Below are 19,189 nucleotides of genomic sequence, written 5' to 3'. Positions count from 1 at the left end.
CCGTGACGGCCCATCAGGCCAGCCCGTCCGGTTTTCGGACAGCTTCGGCGCACCTGGTGGGCTTGTTAAGCTTTGGTGATGACCTCTTTCAAACCACACATATTCATGGCGGCCATGCTGCTATGTGCCGCAAACCCTGTTCGGGCCTTGGAGCTGCAGAACCAGAACTTCAGCGACGATGAAATTTTCTCGGCTGTCGTGAACCGGTTTAAAAAGCCGCTTCTGCATCGCTTCAACCCGGCCGCTGCGGATGAGCGCAAACCTTTGCTGGTGCTGGGCCCGGCGCTGAAATTCGGCAAAAAAGTCCAGTCCCAAACCTTTACCCACCTGACGCAGCAAGAACTGGTGGCGCAACAGCAGGCGGTTTTTATCCTGGTCGAGAAGGCCTACCCCGACCCTGAGCGGACCCAACTGTATGTTGAATACGACATCCCGAGCAATGCGTCGTTTGGCGTGCTGAAGGTCTACCCCAAAGACGGCGTGCTGGTCACTGAAACGCTGGACAGCTACCGGTCGTCCTCAGGTGCGAGGGCCACTTATGGCAAGCTATACAAGGGCGCGGCCTGCCGGGACAACACCGAAATGGCCTGGCGCTGGAACTACTACGCACGCAATGGTGCAAGCGGGCGTTGCCCTGAGCCGATGTTCACTGAATTTACGGAGTAGTCAAAGCTCTGGCCAGGGTGTAAAGCCAACGCAAGCCAACGCAATCTGAATGAACGACAAAAGGGTGAAGGACCAAAAGGATGCCTTTCAACCGCCGTGAATTTCTTGCAGCGATGTTGCCGGCCACCGCCCCGTTGGCTGGGTGCGGGAGCATGCAGGCGGTTGCCGAATCGCCGCCGGCAGAGCAAGTTCAAGCTCACCCGCCACTGCTTGCAAGCGAAAGCGATTGGTCCTCCCTGGCCGATCGATGCAAGGCAGACCCTGATCTTGGCCGTTTCAACGCAGCACTGCTGGCACGCGCCCGCAATGACATCGCCCTGCCTTCGCTGGAGCGCACACCCGAGGACGGCCGCCTGCTCCCTGTTTCGCGCGAATTCATTCGCCGAAGCCTGCAGTGGGCTTACGCGTACCGGGTGACAAGGGAACGGGTTTTCCTGGACCGCGCCCGGCAGGAAATGCTCGCCGTCGCCGCATTCAGCGACTGGCCGGAGCATTATCTGGAGCTTGCCGAGACGACCACGGGCATGGCCATTTCCTATGGCTGGCTTTTCAAGGACCTGTCGGCCGGTGACCGTGCCACCCTGCGCGCCGCGATGGTCGACAAGAGCATTGCCCAGGCGCGCCACGGCAACAGGGCTTTCAGGTCCACCAACAACTGGAACCAGGTTTGCATCGGCGGCATGGTCCTGGGAGCGCTGGCCGTGGAGGAAGATGAACCCGCACTCGCAGCCGACCTCCTCGCTGCAGCGCGCGAAGGCGTATCCATCGGGCTGAATGCCTACCGGCCGGACGGGGTCTACCCTGAAGGGCCGAACTACTGGAGCTATGGGACCAGCTTTACGGTGCTGCTGGCCGCCGCACTCCGTGGCCGCAAAGGCGGCGACTGGGGCTTGCTGGATGCGCCTGGCTTCAGGCGCAGTGCCGAGTTCTATACACACGCCATCGGCCCGTCCGGGAAGCACTTCGATTTTGCCGACAGCATCGAGAGCCAGGAATTGCCATGCGCCATCGTCTACCTGGCCCGTGAACTGAACCAGCCCGCACTGTTGACGGCCAAGCGAGAGATGATCCGCCAGCAGCAGGGCCTGTCTGACCGCTTCGCGCCTCTCTCGGTGTTGTGGTGGCCCACCAAAACGGGCGGAAATACCCTGTCCACAAGCTTCTCGGGCCAGGGGGCGCAGCCGCTCGCCATCTGGCGCTCATCATGGTCCGACCCCAACGCGTGGTGGTTCGCCATCAAGGCGGGCGGAGCGGCGCACAGCCATGCGCACATGGATGCCGGCAGTTTTGTGCTCGAACTGGACGGCCTGCGCTGGGCCAAAGACCTCGGCATGCAGGACTACGGTAGCCTGGAATCACGCGGCATAGACCTGTGGAACATGAAGGCGGATTCGACACGCTGGCAGGTCTTCAGGCTGTCTGCCCAGGCACACAACACGCTGACGCTGGACGGCCAGGCGCACAGTGTCCGAGGCATGGCCACGCTGCGCATGCTTGCCGAGCGCGAGGCCTTGATAGACCTGACCCCCGCGCTGTTGCCCGGCCAGGTCACGCAGGCCACCCGCCGCGCCCGTTTCCTGGACGATGCGGTGCAACTTGACGACGAGCTTCTCGGCGCCCGCCCCGGCAGCACCATCCGATGGGCCATGGCCACCGAGGCCGAGGTCAGGCTGGAGGGCACGATCGCTTTTTTGACACAAAAAGGCAAACGCCTGGCCGTGCAGTTTGAAGGCAGCGGAATCGAGCTGGACGTGCTCGATATTTCCGCGCCCCGCCAGGACTTCGACCAGCCGAATCCCAACGTTCGCCAGCTGGTGGTGTCCGGAAACCCCGGGGCAGACGGCAGCTGGAAACTTGCGGCCCGCTTTTCGCGAGGCTAGCCCGGCAGTTCGACGGGTTTTTGCACCGCTTTGGCGCGCCAAGGGCCGCCACCTTTGCACCAAGCTGGGCACGTTGCTTGCTAATGGGGATGCATGTTCGAAGACGTGTACCTGCCCGCCATGCCGCCGCCGGCCAGGCCGCTGCCGCCCCACCTGCCGGGCGCGGACCAAGCCGTGTGGCGCGACAGGCTGTCGCAGCTGCTGGAATCCACCGGCGAAGGCATCTTCGGCATCGACATGGACGGCCGCTGCACCTTTATCAACCGGGCCGGCGCCGAACAGCTGGGCTATGCGCCGGCCGAAGTGCTGGGCCGCAATATGCACGAACTGGCCCACCACTCGCATGCCGGCGGCGACCACTACCCCGAGCAGCTGTGCCCCATCTTCAACGCCTTTCGCAAGGCCCTGCCCTGCCGCATCGACAGCGAGTTTTTCTGGCGCAAGAACGGCAGCGCCTTCGCGGTCGAGTATTCCTCTTACCCCATCGTCGAAGGCGGCGTGGTGCAGGGCGCGGTGGTCACCTTTGTCGACATCTCGGCGCGCCGCCAGGCCGAGGACGCGCTGCGCCAGGCCCATGCGGTGCTGGAGCAGCGCGTAAGCGAACGCACCCACGCGCTCTCGGAAGCGCTGCAGCACCTGCGTGAACTCACGGCCTACACCCACAGCGTGCGCGAGGAAGAGCGCACCCGCATCGCGCGCGAGGTGCACGACGAGCTCGGCAGCCTGCTGGTGGCGCTCAAGATGGACGTGGGCTGGCTGGACAAGCGCCTGGGCGAGCAGCAGCAGCGCGACCCTGAAGCCGCCCAGGCCATGCGCGAGACCATGCGCTGCAAATGCCAGAACATGAGCCGGCTGATTGAAAGCGCCGTCGACAACGTGGGCCGCATCATCACCGACCTGCGACCCAGCATCCTGGACCACCAGGGCCTGTGGGCCGCACTCGACTGGCAGGCGCACGAGTTCGTGCAGTCGGCCGAGCTGGCGCTGGACTGGCGCATGGACGTCGCCGGCGCCGCACCCCTGCCCGAGCCCTGGTCCATCGCCATCTTCCGCATCTTCCAGGAGATGCTCAGCAACGTGGGCCGGCATGCCGCCGCCAGCGAGGTCGCCATCCGCATCCAGGCCGACGCGGCCGGCATCAGCATCGCGGTGCAGGACAACGGCCGCGGCGCCGAAGCCGCCGCCTTCGAAGCCGCCAACGCCTACGGCGTGATGGGCATGCGCGAACGTGCGCGCCACCTGGGTGGCAGCCTGGAGATCAGCAGCGCGCCTGGCCGCGGCTCGCTGTTCCACTTGCGCATCGCGCTACCGGCCACATAAGGGCCGCATGACCACCACCGCCATGAACACCCTCAAAATCCTGATCGGCGACGACCATCGCATCGTGCGCGAGGGCTTGAAGCAGGTACTGGCCGACGCCCCTGAAATCGAGGTCGTGGCCGAGGCCGAAACCGGCCCGGACATCCTGCAGCGCGTGGAGGCCCTGGGCGGCGACAAGGGCCTGGACGCGGTGCTGCTGGACATCGCCCTGCCCGACCGCGACGGCCTGGACGTCCTGCAGGCCCTCAGGAAAAGCTGGCCGCGCCTGCCGGTGCTGATGCTCAGCACCTACCCCGAAAAACAATACGCCGTGCGCTGCATCAAGCTGGGCGCGGCCGGCTACCTGAACAAAAGCGCGAATCCCGACGACATGATCGCGGCTGTGCGCAAGGTGGCGGCGGGCGGCCTGTATGTGTCAGCGGCCACGGCCGAAGCGCTGGCCAGCGCGGTCGGCGGCAGCGGCGGGCGCAGCGGCGCTGAAGCCCTGTCGCACCGCGAGCACCAGGTGTTCCGGCTGCTCACGGCCGGCAAGTCCGTCGGCGAGATCGGCACGCAGCTGGGCCTGGCGTCCAACACCGTCAGCACCTACCGGCTGCGCATCCTCGAAAAAACCGGCGCCAAAAACGACGTGGAGCTGGCGCTGTATGCCGAGCGCCACGGCAAGGCGCCGTCCGGCGCCTGAGGGCGAAACTTCGCACGGCCTTGTCCTACGGCCGCTTGGGCGCCCGTTGACTCACATAACACGCGCTATCCGGTCATGCTGGCTGCAGACGGCGATGCCTCGCCCAAGCCCCAACCCCATCCAAGGAAGATTTTTATGACCACCGTGAACGAAGTGATGACCCGCCATGTGCGGACCCTGGCCCCCGGCGCTACCGTGGCGGACGCCGCGAAAGCCATGCGCGAACTCAACGTGGGCGTGATCCCCGTGTGCGAGGGCGACAAGCTCCTCGGCATGGTGACCGACCGCGACATCGTGCTTCGCGCCGTGGCGCAGGGGCTGGACGGCGGCACGCCGCTGTCCACCGTGATGAGCACCGACATACGCACCGCGCGTGAAACCGACGACCTCGACACCGTCCTCGCCGACATGGCGTCCCGCCAGATCCGCCGCCTGCCGGTGCTGGACGCGTCGCAGCGCCTGGCCGGCATCATTTCCATCGGCGACATCGCGGTCAAGGGACAGGACGAAGAGGATGTAGGCCAGTCGCTGGCCGATATCTCCTCCCCGGCCTGAGCGGCAGGGCTACGGGCAGGGGCCCGCGCCCTGCGCGAATTTGGTGCGGCGATGGAAACCCGCGCGCGCCGTGACCCCGTGCGAAGCGGCTCGAGGCTGAAGAAACAGTCCCAGGCCTCGGTCTTCGAACCCAAAATCAGCTCGGCGGCTCCGCGATGCCGCTTTTGCATGCTGGTTTTGTAGTGGGCGCCCTACACACTGTCATCGCATCAACGGCGAAATACGGCGCAGGCCGCGGTTTCGCCGCTATCGCCCCCAAAGTGGCCCGCTGCTTGCAAGACAGCCGCATCTTCCAACGAAAGGTGCGCGCCATGTCTGAATTCTTTTCTCCGTACGACGCCGATCAGCCCCTGATGCTCAAGTGCAGCTGCGGCAAGGACCACAGCGCGGCCGACCACCACGCTGCCGTGGCCGCCGATGCCGCCGCCGTGGAGTTGCGCAAGCGCAGCCTGAGCAGCGAGTTCGAAGCCTATTCCAACGAATTCATTGAAGCGACGCTGGTCAAGGCCCTGTTCCCGCAGGACGAGGTGCGCCGCCGCTTCCTGCGCGCCGTCGGCAAGGGCACGGCCATGGCCGCCATCGCCAGCGTGCTGCCCGTGGCCAGCATGCAGGCCATGGCCCAGGAAAAAGGCAAGCTCGAAAAAACCAACCTGAAGATCGGCTTCATCCCCATCACCTGCGCGACGCCGCTCATCATGGCCCACCCCCTGGGCTTCTACAAGCAGCAAGGCCTGGAGGTGGAAGTCACCAAGACCGCCGGCTGGGCGCTGATACGCGACAAGATGATCAACAAGGAATACGACGCCACGCATTTCCTGTCGCCCATGCCGCTGGCGATTTCCATGGGCCTGGGCTCCACCGCCACGCCCATGAACGTGGCCACCATCCAGAACATCAACGGCCAGGCCATCACGCTGGCGCTCAAGCACAAAAACAACCGCGACCCGAAGAACTGGAAAGGCTTCAAGTTCGCCATTCCCTTCGAGTACTCGATGCACAACTTCCTGTTGCGCTACTACCTGGCCGAGGCCGGCCTGAACCCCGACACCGACGTGCAGCTGCGCGTGGTGCCGCCGCCCGAGATGGTGGCCAACCTGCGCGCCGGCAACATCGACGGCTTCCTGGGTCCCGATCCGTTCAACCAGCGCGCGGTTTACGAAGAGATCGGTTTCATCCACCTGCTGACCAAGGACATCTGGAACGGCCACCCCTGCTGCGCCTTCGGCACCTCCACCGAATTCATCCAGAAGAACCCCAACACCTTTGCCGCGCTCTACCGCGCGGTGCTGACGGCCGCCGCCATGGCGCGCGACCCGAAAAACCGCGAACTGATCGCCAAGGTGATCGCGCCGCAGGCCTACCTGAACCAGCCCGAGGCGGTGCTGCAACAGGTGCTGACCGGCAAGTTCGCCGACGGCCTGGGCAACATCAAGACCGTGCCCGACCGCGCCGACTTCGACCCCATGCCCTGGCAGTCCATGGCGGTGTGGATGCTCACGCAGATGAAGCGCTGGGGCTACGTCAAGGGCGAGGTCAACTACAAGCAGATCGCCGAGAAGGTCTTCCTGATCACCGACGCGAAGAAGTACATGAAGGAACTGGGCCAGAAGGTGCCGGAAGGCAGCTATCCCAAGTTCACCATCATGGGCAAGGAGTTTGATGCGGCCAAGGCGGATGCCTATGCCAAAGGCTTCGCCATCAACAAGATGTCCTGACACAGGCGCACCGTCTTTCCCCTTCGCCCCTTCGCCATGAATATCTTCAAAACCCTGGGCTTTCGCGCCGGCATCGTTTCGGCCTTGCTGTTGGTGGTCTTTGTCGCCATCTGGTACGCCGCCACGGCCTCGTCGGCCGGCACAGGCGCCGGCAGCGCGGGCATGACGGCCGAACAGGTCGAGTACCAGAAGATGATGGGCAAAGACCCGGGCGCGGCCAAGGCCTCGGGCTTTCCCACGCCCATGCAGATGGGGGAGACCTTCGTCAGGCAGCTGCGCGACCCGTTTTACGATCGCGGGCCCAACGACAAGGGCATCGCTATCCAGCTCGCGCATTCGCTGGGCCGTGTGGGCCTGGGCTTTCTGCTGGCCAGCCTGGTGGCGATTCCCCTGGGTTTTGTGATCGGCATGTCGCCGCTGCTGCGCCGCGCGTTTGACCCCTTCATCCAGGTGCTCAAGCCCATCTCGCCGCTGGCCTGGATGCCGCTGGCGCTCTACACCATCAAGGACTCGTCGACCTCCGGCATCTTTGTGATCTTTATCTGCTCGGTCTGGCCCATGCTGATCAACACCGCTTTCGGTGTGGCCTCGGTCAAGCGCGAATGGCTCAACGTGGCCAGCACGCTGGAAGTCAGCCCCTTGCGCAAGGCCTTCCAGGTCATCCTGCCCGCGGCCGCGCCCACCATACTGACCGGCATGCGCATCTCCATGGGCATCGCCTGGCTGGTCATCGTCGCCGCCGAAATGCTGGTGGGCGGCACCGGCATAGGCTACTTCGTCTGGAACGAGTGGAACAACCTCTCGCTCACCAACGTGATCTTCGCCATCCTGGTCATAGGCATTGTCGGCATGCTGCTGGACCTGGCGTTTGCGCAGTTGCAGAAGGTGGTCACCTATGTGGAGTGATCCTTCTACGCGCATACCCGTCGCCACACCACCGAAAGAACACAGCATGCAGGGATTTCTCAAGATCGAAGGGCTCAGCAAGACCTTCACGCCCGGCAGGCCGGTGTTTGCCGATGTGTCCTTCAGCATCAGCAAGGGCGAGTTTGTCTGCATCATCGGCCACTCGGGCTGCGGCAAGACCACCATCCTCAATGTGCTGGCCGGGCTGGACAGCGCCAGCGCCGGCCATGTGTTTATGGACAAGCGCGAGATAGGCGGCCCCAGCCTGGAGCGCGGCGTGGTGTTCCAGAGCCATGCGCTCATGCCCTGGCTCACGGTGCGCAAAAACATCGCCTTTGCCGTGGTCTCGCGCTGGCCCGACTGGACGGCCGCGCAGGTCAACACCCATGTCGAAAAATTTGTCGCCATGGTGGGCCTGTCGGCCGCCATCGACAAAAAGCCTTCCCAGCTTTCAGGCGGCATGAAGCAGCGCGTCGGCATCGCCCGCGCCTTCGCCATCCAGCCCAAGATGCTGCTGCTCGACGAACCCTTTGGCGCACTCGACGCGCTGACCCGCGGCACCATCCAGGATGAGTTGATGGCCATCGTGCGCGAGACCCAGCAGACGGTCTTCATGATCACCCACGACGTGGACGAAGCCATCCTGCTGGCCGACCGCATCCTCTTGATGAGCAATGGCAGCGACAACGAGGGCGTCTACGCGCCCGGCCGCATCGCCGAAGAAGTCGTCAACCCGCTGCCCCGCGAACGCACCCGCGCCGGCCTGCACCACCTGCCCGGTTACTACGAGCTGCGCAACCACATCGTCGATTTCCTGGTCACGCGCGCCAAGGCGCATTGACCGCTGCTTTTTTCTTTCACTCTTTCAAACCACCTCAAACCCAGGAGCCAAAAACCATGAACCGCAACGACATCACCGAAAAAATCATCACCGTCAAAGTCAGCAAAGGCATCACCTGGGAGTCCGTTGCCAAAAAGGTCGGCCTCAGCAAGGAATGGACAACCGCCGGCTGCCTGGGCCAGATGACCTTTGACGCCAAGCAGGCCAAAGTGATCGGCAAGATATTCGGCCTCACGGCCGAAGAACAGAAGTGGCTGCAGGTCGTGCCCTACAAAGGCTCGCTGCCCACGCCCGTGCCCACCGACCCGCTGATCTACCGCTGGTATGAAATCGTGAGCGTCTACGGCACGACCATCAAGGAACTGATCCACGAAGAATTCGGCGACGGCATCATGAGCGCGATCGACTTCAGCATGGACATCGTGCGGCAACCCGACCCAAAAGGCGATCGCGTCAATGTGGTGTTGTCGGGGAAATTTTTGCCTTACAAGACGTATTGATCTGCTGAAAGTTCCAACCATCTACTCAGCCGACTCTGACATGCACAGCAGGTTGAAGTCCGGTTGAACGCCCAGCTCAGCGGACGGATCTGGCCCTTGTGTGAGCATGAACCGAGATTGCTACAGCTGCAATAACTGATGAACAAGGTCAGTGACGCCAAAGATCGTCATGAAAAGAAGAAAAGGCGTGACGACCATAAACAGTGCCAGTCGCACGAGAGAAACCGGCCAGAACTCTAAAAACTTTGTGGCTTTCCCCTGCCGCGGGATAAAGAGCTCATGAACCCATACAAAGGTGAGCAGGGCCGTCGTTGCCGCGGCCTGTAGCGCACCCGCCATTTCCTGAGCAGTTTTTGACAGGAACAGCATTGCAATCAAGGATGCGAGTGCGGGCGCGATGCAAACCAGGAAGATGATTCCAAAGTATTTAGCTATCCAAACAGCCCATCGCTGAAATGTAGGAGGTGTGCGCATCTTCCTAATTACCGTTTGATTGAAGTGGCTTGCCGCAGGCGTGCCCGCCTGAACGAAGGGCCAGGCGTCACGGCAACGCTGAGAAGTATTCGCGAAACTTCCACCTAGTTACCAGTACGTAGATTCGGCCGCTTTCGCAGAACCATTGCTGATGCTGCTCGACTCCCAAGGTGCGGATTCGCAAAGTTACCCAGTCCGTTCCGCGCTCCATGACGTCGAATTTCTCGAAGAAAAGATCCGCGCGAGTCTGCTCTCCCTCAAGGTATCCACCGCCATAGCCAGGCCCATAGACCAGAACCAGGCTCCCGAAGAACTTGTTCTCGAAGAATGCCCTGGCCTTCTCGGTGACCTCGGGATGCTTTCGCATGTCTTCAAGCGTCAGCGCTTCGTCGGACTTCCACCGTCCAAGAAAACATTCTGGAATGTCAGCCGAGAAGGCATGGAGGGGCATCAGAATCAGAGCGGCGATGGCAAAGAAGTTCTTCATGAGGCCTAGGTTCAAAGCGACCTCGCCTCGACCGGGAGCTTAGTTTGCATCAGAAGAAGGCTTGGAAAAGTATCGTTTAGCCTTCGAAGAGAACGCGAGAGCGTAGCCCCACCAAGCAAAAAGGAGGGGAAACATGATGAGGCGGGCAAGGTTCCCGCCTACCCGCTCGGCATCATTGGCGTAGAACGTGGTGTCGGGCCTGAAGATACTGAAGGCGGCGAGGGCGACGATCAGCATCACACCAAGCCACCGGCTCCATGGGTGCCTGCAATACAGGCTGTATGTAGCTGCGAGAAAGGCGGCAATGAGCGCCAAACGCCACGCCAAGGAGCCGACCAAGAGACCAAAGCTTCGAATTTCGCTCCAGTGCGTAAAAATTGTTCCGACAAACTGGGCGCTACCGATGACGAAGAGCAAGCCAGATGCCAGAAGACAGATGATCAGCAGCCAAACCGCCACGGGCCTGGGAGCGGCCTCCCGCAGCAAGGGCATCTCCGTCTTGGCCTGGGGTGGTGCGTAGGGGTTGTATTCCATTGGATAGGGATCCTTTGTCAAAAGGGGGCTCGAATTTTGTACCGGCCTCGCCGATCCCATACCGCAGGCCGTCAAGATTGACGACCGACCATGTCGATGACAAGTGCCACGGCGACAGCGACCACAAACAAGGCGATCACGGCCCCGACCGCAGCCAGCAAAGGCTTGGACCAGCCGCGTCGCGGGTAGGCCTTTCCGAATTTTCCCAGGACAAATGCCTGCTGTGACTTGCCGATGGCGTAGTACCAGCTGATCAGCAGGGCAAAGCCACACACGCGCCCAAGTGCGTCCACGCCTTTGGATTCCGGCAAAAACAAAGGAACGATGGCAACAAGCAGGATAAAAACAATGCTTCCGGTGACCCATTTCTTCGATCTCGCGGCTTTCTCTGGCTGCCCAAGCGCCTCCCAGTTGCGCATATGAAGGTAAGCCCCAAAGATGGGGCTAAAGAGCAGGCTCCAGCTGGCGGCGGCATTGGGATTCCAGAGTGCGGGCGCATTTTCGCCAGTTATTAACTCGTCGACGTCAGCGACTTGCGCCTGGGGTGGGGCATAGGGGTTTTGTTCAGGCATACGGATGGTTGTTGTGAAGGTTTCGCCTCAGCGCTTTCGCCGGATCATAAACACGTTGCGGGCGTGCTGGTGTACGGAGAGAAAACGCACCAGGCTCTCGCTCAAGCCGGGCGCAATCGGCAAGGCCGGATCACCATAAGAGGCGATCTGCCGGGCCGGGTCCAAAGGGACCTGCTTGAGCACATGGTTCATGCCCGGGATGATGCGCAGCTCGGCGTCTGGTTTCGCCGCGCCCAGCGCCATGGCTTGCGCGACGGAAACCTGGATATCGGTGTCGCCCTGAAGGATCAGGCATGGCACGCGGAGCTGCTTGATCTCCTGCGCAGGAACGCGTTTGAACCAGGAGATCAGATAAGGCTGGACGCTGGGCCGGTACAAAGCGGCCAAGGCCGCGGGAACATCACCGACCGCCTCACCCCTCTCCAGCGAGGACAGGATGGACTCGTTGCGCTCGGCCAGGTCCGCAGGCAGCTGGGACGCCAGCTGCTGCCGCAGGATGGTGGCTGCGCCCTGGGCCGCACCGGCAATGGAAACAAATGCGCTGACGGCCCGCCCTTGCGCGGCCAGCATGCCTATCAGGGAGCCCTCGCTGTGGCCCACCACGGCGACGCCTGAAAAGCGCGCATCGTTGGCCAGCAGGTCAATCCACGCGGCCGCATCTTCAACAAAATCATCCAGGCGCAGGTCGACCTCTCGCCCTGCCGCCGAGGCACTCGCACCCAAGCCGCGCTTGTCATAACGAACCGAGGCAAAGCCCGCATCGGCCAGGGACTGGGCCAGCATCTTGAGGCTGTCATTTTTCCCTTGAATACCCGCGCTGTTGCCGTCGCGGTCGGTGGAGCCCGATCCTGAAATGATCAGCACAAGGGGTATCTTTTTGTCGCTGCTCGCCGGCAGCATCAGCGAACCCGCGATCCGTCCGTGGATGGTGTTCAGTGAAATGGGCTGCTCGGTAGACGCCGCTACGGAAACTTGCACAGCCAATGCGGCAAGGGCGCCGGCGATGAGTTTTTTCATGGCTTGATACTCAGGTTTGGGATGGGCGCGACTGACTTCAGCACGGACATCGTGCGCCAGCCTGATCCCAAGGGGGACCGGGTCAATGTGGTTTTGTCGGGGAAGTTTTTGCCGTACAAGACTTATTGATGCCGCTGAGCAGCCCTAAAAGAACTCATTTGCGCTTCTTGATCGATGGCGCGCCCAGAAATACGCGCCGAGCTCATAGACCCAAAGGGGTGGGATCACAAGGACCATCATGCCCGGCAAGACAGGCCCGGCTATAAATCCCAGGCAGAGAATCGTCAGGGCAAAAAAGCCCGCCTGAAGGGCAATTGGGCCGGCCAGCGAAGCGGGACGCGCCAGTCGCAAACGTTGGAGGAAGATGGCTGTCGTCCGATACAAGACGTACATACCGCCAGCGACAAGAGCGAATTCAAAAGCCCAATGCGTGAACAGTGCCCACAGCGACCACCAGGCGCGCCGCACCCAATCCTCACGAAGCTGGTCCAGGCTTGAACCAACTGCAGGTTGGCCGACATGTACACGCGGCGCCCTGAACTGATCCGCGGCAAACGCCTGGGAGAGTTCTTGCGCACTCACCGGAGGGTCTGCGTAATAGCGATGGACAAGCGTGACCTCGTAAATACCCGAGCCCAGTTCATTCGAGAGCCGGTGCAACAGGACTTCCGCTACGTCGGCGTGAACATCCTCGACCACGATACGCCGCGCACAAGCTCCGGGCGCGGGAATATCCCTCGCCCGAAACTTCGTCGTGCAGCTTCCGTTGGAACACTGCATGAAGAATCGGTCTTCGAACCCCATGCAGGAAAGTGAATGGGCGGGCACTGACAGACCCCAAAGACCCGCCGCAAAGAGCACGGCGGCAGTTGCTCGAATGATCGAAAGCTGGTTCATGTTCTCCCGCAGTGTATGCCGCAAGACCCGCGATCAAACTTGACGGCTACGGTCTGGGCTGGACATGCAAGCCTCTTACTAAAGCTTGGTGGGGTCGCCGAGCATCTTGTTAAGCCGCACCGCCTCTTTGGCGAGGTGGCGCGACAAGGCGGCATTGACCTCATCACCCTCGTGAAACTCTCTCGTCGCCATTTCATACTTGCCGCCGGGTTTGAGCAGCGGGTCTATCTCGCGCAGGCGTTGCCCCCCGCCAGAAGCCGATGCACGCGGCTCTCCTCTGCGCGAATCAGCAGCACGGGGTTCGACAGATAGACCAGGTATCCCCATTTGATGGTTTCTTCAAATTTGGCGCTCCCCAGGACCGTGGTCCGCAACTGCTCGACCGTGACACGCGGCCAGCCGGGCAGGGCCGCGACGTAAGCGTCAGGGCTTGAGGCGGCAGTGGTTTTCTTCATCATGGCCAGTCGTGGCGCCGGGCAGGTGGATCATGTGCATCCTGCGGTCAGCAAGAACGGGAACACGAAGCAAAGAAACCGGCTTATCCAGGGAAATATCCCAGGGAGAACCCCGCACAGCCAGCAGGCGCTGTCGTTGCTTATCGGGACGCTCAATCTCAGCATTGTGGCTTTGTAAAGCTAGAGGCGGACGCCCGAGAGGATCGAGGATCGCGAGACGTGGAAGGTGGCCGGGTATGAGTACAAAGGCGTGACCGCAGGTCAGCCCCAAATGACGATGCCGGCAGAATGCAGCCACAATGGCCGGCGCACCTCGGGCTGCAACCAGTTCTAAAGCGTGCACCACGTTTTGTGGTGTTGGTTGCCTGATATGCACCCATCGACTTCTGATGTCCGGCCGCATTGCTACAACAGCACGGCGAATGTCCGCATGCGAAGCACCTGCCCACTGCCGCGCCCGCGCGCCAAACAATCTCAGAGCTTCCTTGCGCGACGTTGGCGTGCCGGACGCCGATAAGCACATTGCTGTGGCATAGACCGCGCAGTAGTCGGACTGAATGCTTTGACGAATAAACAAGTGCTAGCCTTTTCCCGTTGCGGAGCCAAACCCGCGAAAAGGAGCTTGCGCTTTTTTCGCTGCAGCCTTCTTGGCTGGCGCCTTCTTTGCGGCCACTTTCTTGGCTGCTGGCTTTTTGGCTACCGCCTTCTTGGACGCGACTTTGAGAGTCAATGACTTCTTCGCTGTAGCCATGATCGCCTGCCTTTCAGAATTAGCTGATCGCTTTAAAAGCGTCGGGTGCTCCTTCAGCCTCCGCCAGGTTCATCGCCAGACGTACAGAATCGGTACCAGCCAATGGCACTATCAAGCCTAGCCAGAACGACTCGTCGGCCATCGTGGTGTATGTGGCATAGCCATCCTTGACGGGACACTCTGCAACCAACCCGGGAGTGAAGGTGTTGTGAAACAGCCAAAACACTTTCGTTGCAGTGCTGCCATCCGGCACTTTTACCTGTGTTTCGATCTGGCACTGCCTGCCCCCCACATTGCTCACCTTGGCCGAGACGCGATAGCCTTGTGCATCGGTAGGCCCGAAGTCCTTCATGGGTTCATCGTCCATCGCTTGAGCGGCAGAGTAACGACTGGTCACGTCCTTGATGGTTCTGTCATCCACGCCGCCTACCCTCAGCACTGTCTCCGTACTACTCAATGTTTCTGCGGGCACTTTGTACAGCGGCTCTTTTCGGAATTTGACTTCGATATCGTTGATACGTGCGGACAGATCGGAATATGAACTGCGCAATTCGGCTGGCAAGAACCGCATAGCCCATAAGTAAACGAGCAAGAAGCCGAAGAATGCAAACGAAATGGCGATGACAATGCCAGGCGTGCCGTTACCGGCACTAGCACTTCCAGAAATCGCCTGCGTCAACCAAACCCCGAGGACACTGGACCGCTCTTCGATGGCCTTCAGGTTCACCAAGCTCAACCCCACAATCATGGTTGTCAGCCAGTCGGCGATGCGTTCCAGGCTCGTATTGGGGCGGATCCCCTGTTGTGACTTCTCGCCATTGCCTTCTTTCGCCTGTGCGCCTGCGCTGCCCCAGTTAGGCGAGCCAAACAGCAATCCGAGCATCCCACCAGCCGAAAAGGCGCCGACGCATGCAAGTACCGCCACACATCCACCGGTAAGGCTGTTCCAACCTCCGGCACTGCGCGACGCCAAACCGTATATGAAGGCGCAAAGGAGACCGATAAGCGAAGAGAAGGCAATCACCACAATGGCCAGCGCAACTTGAGAATTGTTGTTGTTTGGCGCAAGGATGCTCCACCCGAATCGAAAAACTCGGAGCCGACACGTCACACATCCTTTGTTAAACATGGCAGTTAGCCCTTTCGCTTTTTTCCCAGCGCAGAGCCAAAGCCGCGGAATGGGGAATCCCGTCGGTCGGGGGCCGGCTGCGGAGACGGATTGGGACGCGGATCGGGATTCGGATTTCGGCCGATTGCAGATATCGATGACATGGTCTCTCCTCTTTAGCGTCGCGAGTTCTTCTTCGCTGAACCAAATCCACGAAATGGCGTTTCCGTTATCGGCTGGTTATTTGGTATCGGCGGTGTATGCGGAGGCGGAGGCGGAGGCGGAGGCGGAGGCGAGGGAGCTTGGGTCGCGTCAGTCATCGTGAACTCCTGTGTAAACATCGTTGCAGTGGTGCTGTTGCCGCAATAATTAAACGGCGATTGCCACTGCCTGTCATCCTCTAGATAGAGGTCTAAAACACTCATGGCGGGCAATGCATCCGGGTTGCTCAGTCACGGCTGAGGTCCTCCTCCAATCGGAGGAGCTGTCAAGCAAGTCTTTGACATATAAGACATTTGGATTGATTCAGGCTGCGGAACGACACTGGCCGAAAGCCCTCATCCCAACCTTCTGCCGGAGGGAGAAAGAGTAAAAACCGAGGTCCAGGATTGACCGCCGATCAAGCGGCTTTCCTCCCTCTCCCCCTGGGAGAGGGCAGGGGTGAGGGCGGCGGCCTTCATGGAGGCAAAATGCCCCCATGAACTCCCTAAGCGGCATCCGCATCCTCGACCTCTCCCGCGTGCTCGCGGGCCCCTGGTGCACCCAGACTTTGGCCGACCTTGGGGCCGATGTGATCAAGATCGAGCGGCCCGGCACGGGCGACGACACGCGGACCTGGGGGCCGCCCTTCTTGAAAGATGCCGATGGCGCGGACACCGAGGCCGCTTATTACCTGGGCACCAACCGCAACAAGCGCTCGGTGACCTGCGACATTGCCCAGCCCGCGGGCCAGGCGCTGGTGCGGGAGCTGGCCGCGCACTGCGATGTGTTTGTCGAGAACTTCAAGGTCGGCGATATGGCGCGCTATGGGTTGGATTACGCCTCGCTCAAAGCCATCAACCCGCGCATCGTGTACTGCTCTGTCACGGGTTTCGGGCAGAACGGGCCTTATGCCGAGCGTGCGGGGTACGACTACGCGATCCAGGGCATGGGTGGGCTGATGAGCGTGACGGGCGAGCGCGACGACCTGGGTGGCGGGCCGCAAAAAGTGGGTGTGGCGGTGGCGGATTTGATGACGGGCATGTATGCGACGGTGGCCATCCTGGCCGCGCTGCGCCATGCCGAAAAAACCGGCGAGGGCCAGCAGGTGGACATGGCGCTGCTGGACACGCAGGTGGCCATGCTGGCCAACCTGGGCGCCAATTATTTGGTCAGCGGCAAGGCGCCGGGCCGGGCGGGCAATGCGCACCAGAACATCGTGCCCTACCAGGTGTTTGAAGTGGCGCCTGCCGCCGATGGCAGCAAGGACCATTTGATCCTGGCCGTGGGCAATGACTCGCAGTATGCGAAGTTTTGCACGGTGGCGAATATCCCTGAACTCGCGACCAACCCGCTGTTCGCCAAGAACCGCGACCGTGTGCTGAACCGTGCCAAGCTGGTGCCGATTCTGGAAGCGGTGATGAAGACGCGCGCCAAGGCCGACTGGCTGGCGGCGCTGGAGGCGGCGAAGGTGCCTTGCGGCGCGATCAACAACCTGGCCGAGGTGTTTGCCGACCCGCAAATTGAGGCGCGCAAAATGGTGACGGAGTGGCAGCACCCGGTGAAGGCCGATTTGAAGCTGGTCTCCAGCCCCATGCGCCTGAGCGCGACGCCGGTGCGCACCGATTTGCCGCCGCCGCTGCTGGGCCAGCACACCGATGAGGTGCTGCGCGAGCTGCTGAACTATTCCGACGCGAAACTGTCCGAGTTAAAGAGCGGCAAGACGATTTGACGCGGCACGTCCGCACAAGGAGCCGAGGCGATGAAACACAACTTCGTATTGGTACACGGCGCATGGCATGGCGGCTGGTGCTGGCGGCGTGTGGCGCAGGTCTTGCAGCTGGACCACCACAAAGCCTTTGCCGTCACGCTGACGGGCCTGGGCGAGCGGGCGCACCTGCTTTCGCCCGCGATCAACCTGGATACCCACATCAACGACGTGATCAACCTCATTGAAGCCGAAGAGCTGCACGAGGTGACGCTGGCCGTGCATTCCTACGCGGGCATGATTGGCACGGCGGTGGCCGACCGCATGGGCGAACGCCTCAAGCACCTGGTGTATGTGGATGCGGTGGTGCCGCAGCCGGGCGAAAGCTGGAGCAGCACGCACGATGCCGCCACGCAGCAAAAGCGCATGGCGGGTGCGCAGGCCACGGCGAATTTCAGCTTTGCGCCACCCGACCCGGAGGTCTTCGGCCTGCAGGGCGCCGACCACGACTGGGTGCAGCGCCGGCAGACGCCGCACCCGGGCAACACCTACCAGGCGCCGCTGGATTTTGATGTGCAGCGCGTAGCCAGCGTGCCACGCACTTTTGTGAGCTGCACCACGCCGGCACTGGCGACCATCACGCCCAGCCGGCTGCGCGTGCGCGACCCGCAATTCTGGGGCGGCGCCTGGCTGCCGAATTCGCGCGTGGTGGAGCTGGCCACGGGCCACGACCCCATGGTCACCGAGCCGGCGGCGCTGGCGCGCATCCTGCTGGAGTGCGCTGAATGAAGACGCTGGGTCGACGGGGCTTCACGGCGGCACTGGCGGGCAGCTTAGCCCTGCCCGCGCTAGCATGGCAGGAGCGCACACGGGTCAAAATGGCCACCTTGCCTGTGCCAGCCTCCTTGCCCGAAGCCGCCGGGCTGGCGGCAAAGCAGGGCAAACCGCTGGTGCTGCTGGTCAGCCTCCCCGGCTGTCCCTACTGCGAACTGGTGCGGCGCAACTACCTGTTGCCGGCCCGCAATGACTCCGGCCTGGAGGCCTGGCAGATCAATATCAACGACAACAGCACGCCGCTGACCGGCTTTGACGGCAAATCCACAACGGCCGCCGCGCAGGCCAAGGCCTGGAAGGCCACCTTCACGCCGACCGTGCTGTTTCTGGGCCCGGAGGGACAGAAGCTTGCCGAGCCCCTGGTGGGCGTGGCCGTCCCGGACTTTTATGGTGCCTATCTCGACGAGCGGCTGGTGCTGGCGAGCACGGCATTTTTCGCGCTGCGTTAGGGCTCGATCATCATGACGGACGAAGAATCGCTGCAGGCTGCCATCCATGAAGAAGTGGCGCTGCGGGCATATGACCCGCATTGGCCCGCGATGTTCGAGGCCGAACGGGAGCGGCTGCGCTTCCTGTTTGCCGATGACTTCATCGCGATCGAGCATATGGGTAGCACGGCCGTGCCGGGGCTGGCGGCCAAGCCAGTGATCGACATCCTGGGCGGTGTGGCCTCGATGCAAGCTGCCAGGGCGCTCGTGGCGCCGCTGTGCGCGCAGGGCTATACAGCGTCCGCCGAGTTCAACGCAACGCTGACGGACCGCCAGTGGCTGATGCGCTGGGCCGACGGGCATCGCACCCACCACCTGCACCTGGTGGTGCATGGCGGCCCGGTGTGGGACCAGCGCCTGCGCTTTCGCGATGCGTTGCGTGCGGACCCGGCACTGGCGTGGAACTATGCCGCGCTCAAAACCGAGCTGGCCGCGAAATACCCCGCTGACCGCGAGGCCTATACCGAGGCGAAGGCCGCCTTCGTGCGGTCGGTTTGCGAAGGCTGAGCCTGAGCTCCGCAGTTGACCGGCGCCTACTATTAAGCGCTTGAATCAGTCCGCTGGACCTGTACTGTTCTCCCCGGCCTGGTGTGGCGGCACA

General features: G+C 62.0%; 23 protein-coding genes and 1 pseudogene. 14 read left to right on the top strand and 10 right to left on the bottom strand.

Annotation, left to right across the window (positions count from 1 at the left end; genetic code table 11):
- Positions 1-105 precede the first annotated feature (105 nt).
- The 9 genes from AC1DXS_RS11795 to cynS all read left to right on the top strand — a co-directional run bounded on the left by AC1DXS_RS11795 (position 106) and on the right by cynS (position 9,065).
- Complete coding sequence (locus AC1DXS_RS11795; protein ID WP_477737682.1) at positions 106-666, top strand: hypothetical protein; 561 nt, start codon at positions 106-108, stop codon at positions 664-666.
- A 152-nt stretch (positions 667-818) separates the two neighbouring features.
- The gene (locus tag AC1DXS_RS11790; protein ID WP_477737681.1) at positions 819-2,546 is read left to right on the top strand and encodes a heparinase II/III domain-containing protein; all 1,728 of its coding nucleotides are present in this window, start codon (positions 819-821) and stop codon (positions 2,544-2,546) included.
- Between the two features lie 93 nt (positions 2,547-2,639).
- Entirely contained in the window at positions 2,640-3,866 is a 1,227-nt protein-coding gene (locus tag AC1DXS_RS11785) for a sensor histidine kinase (protein WP_477737680.1), read from the top strand.
- A 22-nt stretch (positions 3,867-3,888) separates the two neighbouring features.
- Positions 3,889-4,548 (top strand): response regulator, encoded by a 660-nt coding sequence (locus AC1DXS_RS11780; protein WP_477737737.1) that lies wholly within the window; start codon positions 3,889-3,891, stop codon positions 4,546-4,548.
- Between the two features lie 135 nt (positions 4,549-4,683).
- A complete protein-coding gene (locus AC1DXS_RS11775) occupies positions 4,684-5,103 on the top strand; it encodes a CBS domain-containing protein (RefSeq protein WP_477737679.1) in 420 nt (139 codons plus the stop codon).
- Positions 5,104-5,414: 311 nt separating this feature from the next.
- A complete protein-coding gene (locus tag AC1DXS_RS11770; RefSeq protein WP_477737678.1) occupies positions 5,415-6,818 on the top strand; it encodes a CmpA/NrtA family ABC transporter substrate-binding protein in 1,404 nt (467 codons plus the stop codon).
- Positions 6,819-6,854: 36 nt separating this feature from the next.
- Positions 6,855-7,724 (top strand): nitrate ABC transporter permease, encoded by an 870-nt coding sequence (gene ntrB / locus AC1DXS_RS11765; RefSeq protein ID WP_477737677.1) that lies wholly within the window; start codon positions 6,855-6,857, stop codon positions 7,722-7,724.
- Entirely contained in the window at positions 7,714-8,565 is an 852-nt protein-coding gene (locus AC1DXS_RS11760; RefSeq protein ID WP_477737676.1) for an ABC transporter ATP-binding protein, read from the top strand. The genes ntrB and AC1DXS_RS11760 overlap by 11 nt, the downstream gene beginning before the upstream one ends.
- 56 nt (positions 8,566-8,621) lie before the next feature.
- On the top strand, positions 8,622-9,065 hold the full coding sequence (gene cynS, locus AC1DXS_RS11755) for a cyanase (RefSeq protein WP_122954467.1): 444 nt from the start codon (positions 8,622-8,624) through the stop codon (positions 9,063-9,065).
- A 120-nt stretch (positions 9,066-9,185) separates the two neighbouring features.
- Here the strand turns inward: cynS and AC1DXS_RS11750 are convergent, their stop codons facing one another.
- The 5 genes from AC1DXS_RS11750 to AC1DXS_RS11730 all read right to left on the bottom strand — a co-directional run bounded on the left by AC1DXS_RS11750 (position 9,186) and on the right by AC1DXS_RS11730 (position 12,149).
- The gene (locus AC1DXS_RS11750) at positions 9,186-9,539 is read right to left on the bottom strand and encodes a hypothetical protein (protein WP_477737675.1); all 354 of its coding nucleotides are present in this window, start codon (positions 9,537-9,539) and stop codon (positions 9,186-9,188) included.
- A gap of 67 nt (positions 9,540-9,606) precedes the next feature.
- On the bottom strand, positions 9,607-10,026 hold the full coding sequence (locus tag AC1DXS_RS11745) for a hypothetical protein (RefSeq protein WP_477737674.1): 420 nt from the start codon (positions 10,024-10,026) through the stop codon (positions 9,607-9,609).
- Between the two features lie 39 nt (positions 10,027-10,065).
- On the bottom strand, positions 10,066-10,560 hold the full coding sequence (locus AC1DXS_RS11740; protein ID WP_477737673.1) for a hypothetical protein: 495 nt from the start codon (positions 10,558-10,560) through the stop codon (positions 10,066-10,068).
- Positions 10,561-10,631: 71 nt separating this feature from the next.
- Positions 10,632-11,132: a hypothetical protein gene (locus tag AC1DXS_RS11735; protein WP_477737672.1), complete on the bottom strand. Its 501-nt coding sequence runs from the start codon at positions 11,130-11,132 to the stop codon at positions 10,632-10,634.
- Between the two features lie 27 nt (positions 11,133-11,159).
- Entirely contained in the window at positions 11,160-12,149 is a 990-nt protein-coding gene (locus AC1DXS_RS11730; protein ID WP_477737671.1) for an alpha/beta hydrolase family protein, read from the bottom strand.
- Between the two features lie 21 nt (positions 12,150-12,170).
- Here AC1DXS_RS11730 and AC1DXS_RS11725 point away from each other — a divergent pair.
- Positions 12,171-12,278, top strand: a pseudogene (locus tag AC1DXS_RS11725) (cyanase); the annotation flags it as partial.
- Between the two features lie 15 nt (positions 12,279-12,293).
- Here the strand turns inward: AC1DXS_RS11725 and AC1DXS_RS11720 are convergent.
- The 5 genes from AC1DXS_RS11720 to AC1DXS_RS11700 form a co-directional block, all read right to left on the bottom strand.
- Positions 12,294-13,046: a hypothetical protein gene (locus AC1DXS_RS11720; RefSeq protein WP_477737670.1), complete on the bottom strand. Its 753-nt coding sequence runs from the start codon at positions 13,044-13,046 to the stop codon at positions 12,294-12,296.
- 224 nt (positions 13,047-13,270) lie between these two features.
- On the bottom strand, positions 13,271-13,504 hold the full coding sequence (locus AC1DXS_RS11715; RefSeq protein WP_477737669.1) for a hypothetical protein: 234 nt from the start codon (positions 13,502-13,504) through the stop codon (positions 13,271-13,273).
- Positions 13,470-14,078: a hypothetical protein gene (locus AC1DXS_RS11710; protein ID WP_477737668.1), complete on the bottom strand. Its 609-nt coding sequence runs from the start codon at positions 14,076-14,078 to the stop codon at positions 13,470-13,472. Before AC1DXS_RS11710 ends, AC1DXS_RS11715 begins: the two co-directional genes overlap by 35 nt.
- A 3-nt stretch (positions 14,079-14,081) precedes the next feature.
- The gene (locus tag AC1DXS_RS11705; protein ID WP_477737667.1) at positions 14,082-14,252 is read right to left on the bottom strand and encodes a hypothetical protein; all 171 of its coding nucleotides are present in this window, start codon (positions 14,250-14,252) and stop codon (positions 14,082-14,084) included.
- Between the two features lie 19 nt (positions 14,253-14,271).
- Complete coding sequence (locus AC1DXS_RS11700; RefSeq protein ID WP_477737666.1) at positions 14,272-15,381, bottom strand: hypothetical protein; 1,110 nt, start codon at positions 15,379-15,381, stop codon at positions 14,272-14,274.
- Positions 15,382-16,057: 676 nt separating this feature from the next.
- On the opposite strand from AC1DXS_RS11700, the gene AC1DXS_RS11695 reads away from it, so the two are divergent.
- The 4 genes from AC1DXS_RS11695 to AC1DXS_RS11680 are packed head-to-tail and all read left to right on the top strand — an operon-like array spanning position 16,058 to position 19,095.
- Positions 16,058-17,290, top strand: coding sequence for a CaiB/BaiF CoA transferase family protein (locus AC1DXS_RS11695; protein WP_477737665.1), 1,233 nt, complete (start codon positions 16,058-16,060; stop codon positions 17,288-17,290).
- Positions 17,291-17,320: 30 nt separating this feature from the next.
- Positions 17,321-18,055, top strand: coding sequence for an alpha/beta fold hydrolase (locus AC1DXS_RS11690; protein ID WP_477737664.1), 735 nt, complete (start codon positions 17,321-17,323; stop codon positions 18,053-18,055).
- Complete coding sequence (locus AC1DXS_RS11685) at positions 18,052-18,549, top strand: thioredoxin fold domain-containing protein (protein WP_477737663.1); 498 nt, start codon at positions 18,052-18,054, stop codon at positions 18,547-18,549. Before AC1DXS_RS11690 ends, AC1DXS_RS11685 begins: the two co-directional genes overlap by 4 nt.
- Before the next feature lie 12 nt (positions 18,550-18,561).
- Complete coding sequence (locus tag AC1DXS_RS11680) at positions 18,562-19,095, top strand: GrpB family protein (RefSeq protein WP_477737662.1); 534 nt, start codon at positions 18,562-18,564, stop codon at positions 19,093-19,095.
- The last annotated feature ends 94 nt before the right edge of the window (positions 19,096-19,189 follow it).

This window comes from Polaromonas sp. P3_B1 (genome assembly GCF_056402935.1).
This window is presented reverse-complemented; position numbering and strand designations above follow the sequence as displayed.

Coding starts and splice junctions, on each gene's coding strand:
- AC1DXS_RS11795 (WP_477737682.1), top strand. CDS start 106: ATGGCGGCCATGCTGCTATGTGCCGCAAACCCTGTTCGGGCCTTGGAG.
- AC1DXS_RS11790 (WP_477737681.1), top strand. CDS start 819: ATGCAGGCGGTTGCCGAATCGCCGCCGGCAGAGCAAGTTCAAGCTCAC.
- AC1DXS_RS11785 (WP_477737680.1), top strand. CDS start 2,640: ATGTTCGAAGACGTGTACCTGCCCGCCATGCCGCCGCCGGCCAGGCCG.
- AC1DXS_RS11780 (WP_477737737.1), top strand. CDS start 3,889: ATGAACACCCTCAAAATCCTGATCGGCGACGACCATCGCATCGTGCGC.
- AC1DXS_RS11775 (WP_477737679.1), top strand. CDS start 4,684: ATGACCACCGTGAACGAAGTGATGACCCGCCATGTGCGGACCCTGGCC.
- AC1DXS_RS11770 (WP_477737678.1), top strand. CDS start 5,415: ATGTCTGAATTCTTTTCTCCGTACGACGCCGATCAGCCCCTGATGCTC.
- ntrB (WP_477737677.1), top strand. CDS start 6,855: ATGAATATCTTCAAAACCCTGGGCTTTCGCGCCGGCATCGTTTCGGCC.
- AC1DXS_RS11760 (WP_477737676.1), top strand. CDS start 7,714: ATGTGGAGTGATCCTTCTACGCGCATACCCGTCGCCACACCACCGAAA.
- cynS (WP_122954467.1), top strand. CDS start 8,622: ATGAACCGCAACGACATCACCGAAAAAATCATCACCGTCAAAGTCAGC.
- AC1DXS_RS11750 (WP_477737675.1), bottom strand. CDS start 9,539: ATGCGCACACCTCCTACATTTCAGCGATGGGCTGTTTGGATAGCTAAA.
- AC1DXS_RS11745 (WP_477737674.1), bottom strand. CDS start 10,026: ATGAAGAACTTCTTTGCCATCGCCGCTCTGATTCTGATGCCCCTCCAT.
- AC1DXS_RS11740 (WP_477737673.1), bottom strand. CDS start 10,560: ATGGAATACAACCCCTACGCACCACCCCAGGCCAAGACGGAGATGCCC.
- AC1DXS_RS11735 (WP_477737672.1), bottom strand. CDS start 11,132: ATGCCTGAACAAAACCCCTATGCCCCACCCCAGGCGCAAGTCGCTGAC.
- AC1DXS_RS11730 (WP_477737671.1), bottom strand. CDS start 12,149: ATGAAAAAACTCATCGCCGGCGCCCTTGCCGCATTGGCTGTGCAAGTT.
- AC1DXS_RS11720 (WP_477737670.1), bottom strand. CDS start 13,046: ATGAACCAGCTTTCGATCATTCGAGCAACTGCCGCCGTGCTCTTTGCG.
- AC1DXS_RS11715 (WP_477737669.1), bottom strand. CDS start 13,504: ATGATGAAGAAAACCACTGCCGCCTCAAGCCCTGACGCTTACGTCGCG.
- AC1DXS_RS11705 (WP_477737667.1), bottom strand. CDS start 14,252: ATGGCTACAGCGAAGAAGTCATTGACTCTCAAAGTCGCGTCCAAGAAG.
- AC1DXS_RS11700 (WP_477737666.1), bottom strand. CDS start 15,381: ATGTTTAACAAAGGATGTGTGACGTGTCGGCTCCGAGTTTTTCGATTC.
- AC1DXS_RS11695 (WP_477737665.1), top strand. CDS start 16,058: ATGAACTCCCTAAGCGGCATCCGCATCCTCGACCTCTCCCGCGTGCTC.
- AC1DXS_RS11690 (WP_477737664.1), top strand. CDS start 17,321: ATGAAACACAACTTCGTATTGGTACACGGCGCATGGCATGGCGGCTGG.
- AC1DXS_RS11685 (WP_477737663.1), top strand. CDS start 18,052: ATGAAGACGCTGGGTCGACGGGGCTTCACGGCGGCACTGGCGGGCAGC.
- AC1DXS_RS11680 (WP_477737662.1), top strand. CDS start 18,562: ATGACGGACGAAGAATCGCTGCAGGCTGCCATCCATGAAGAAGTGGCG.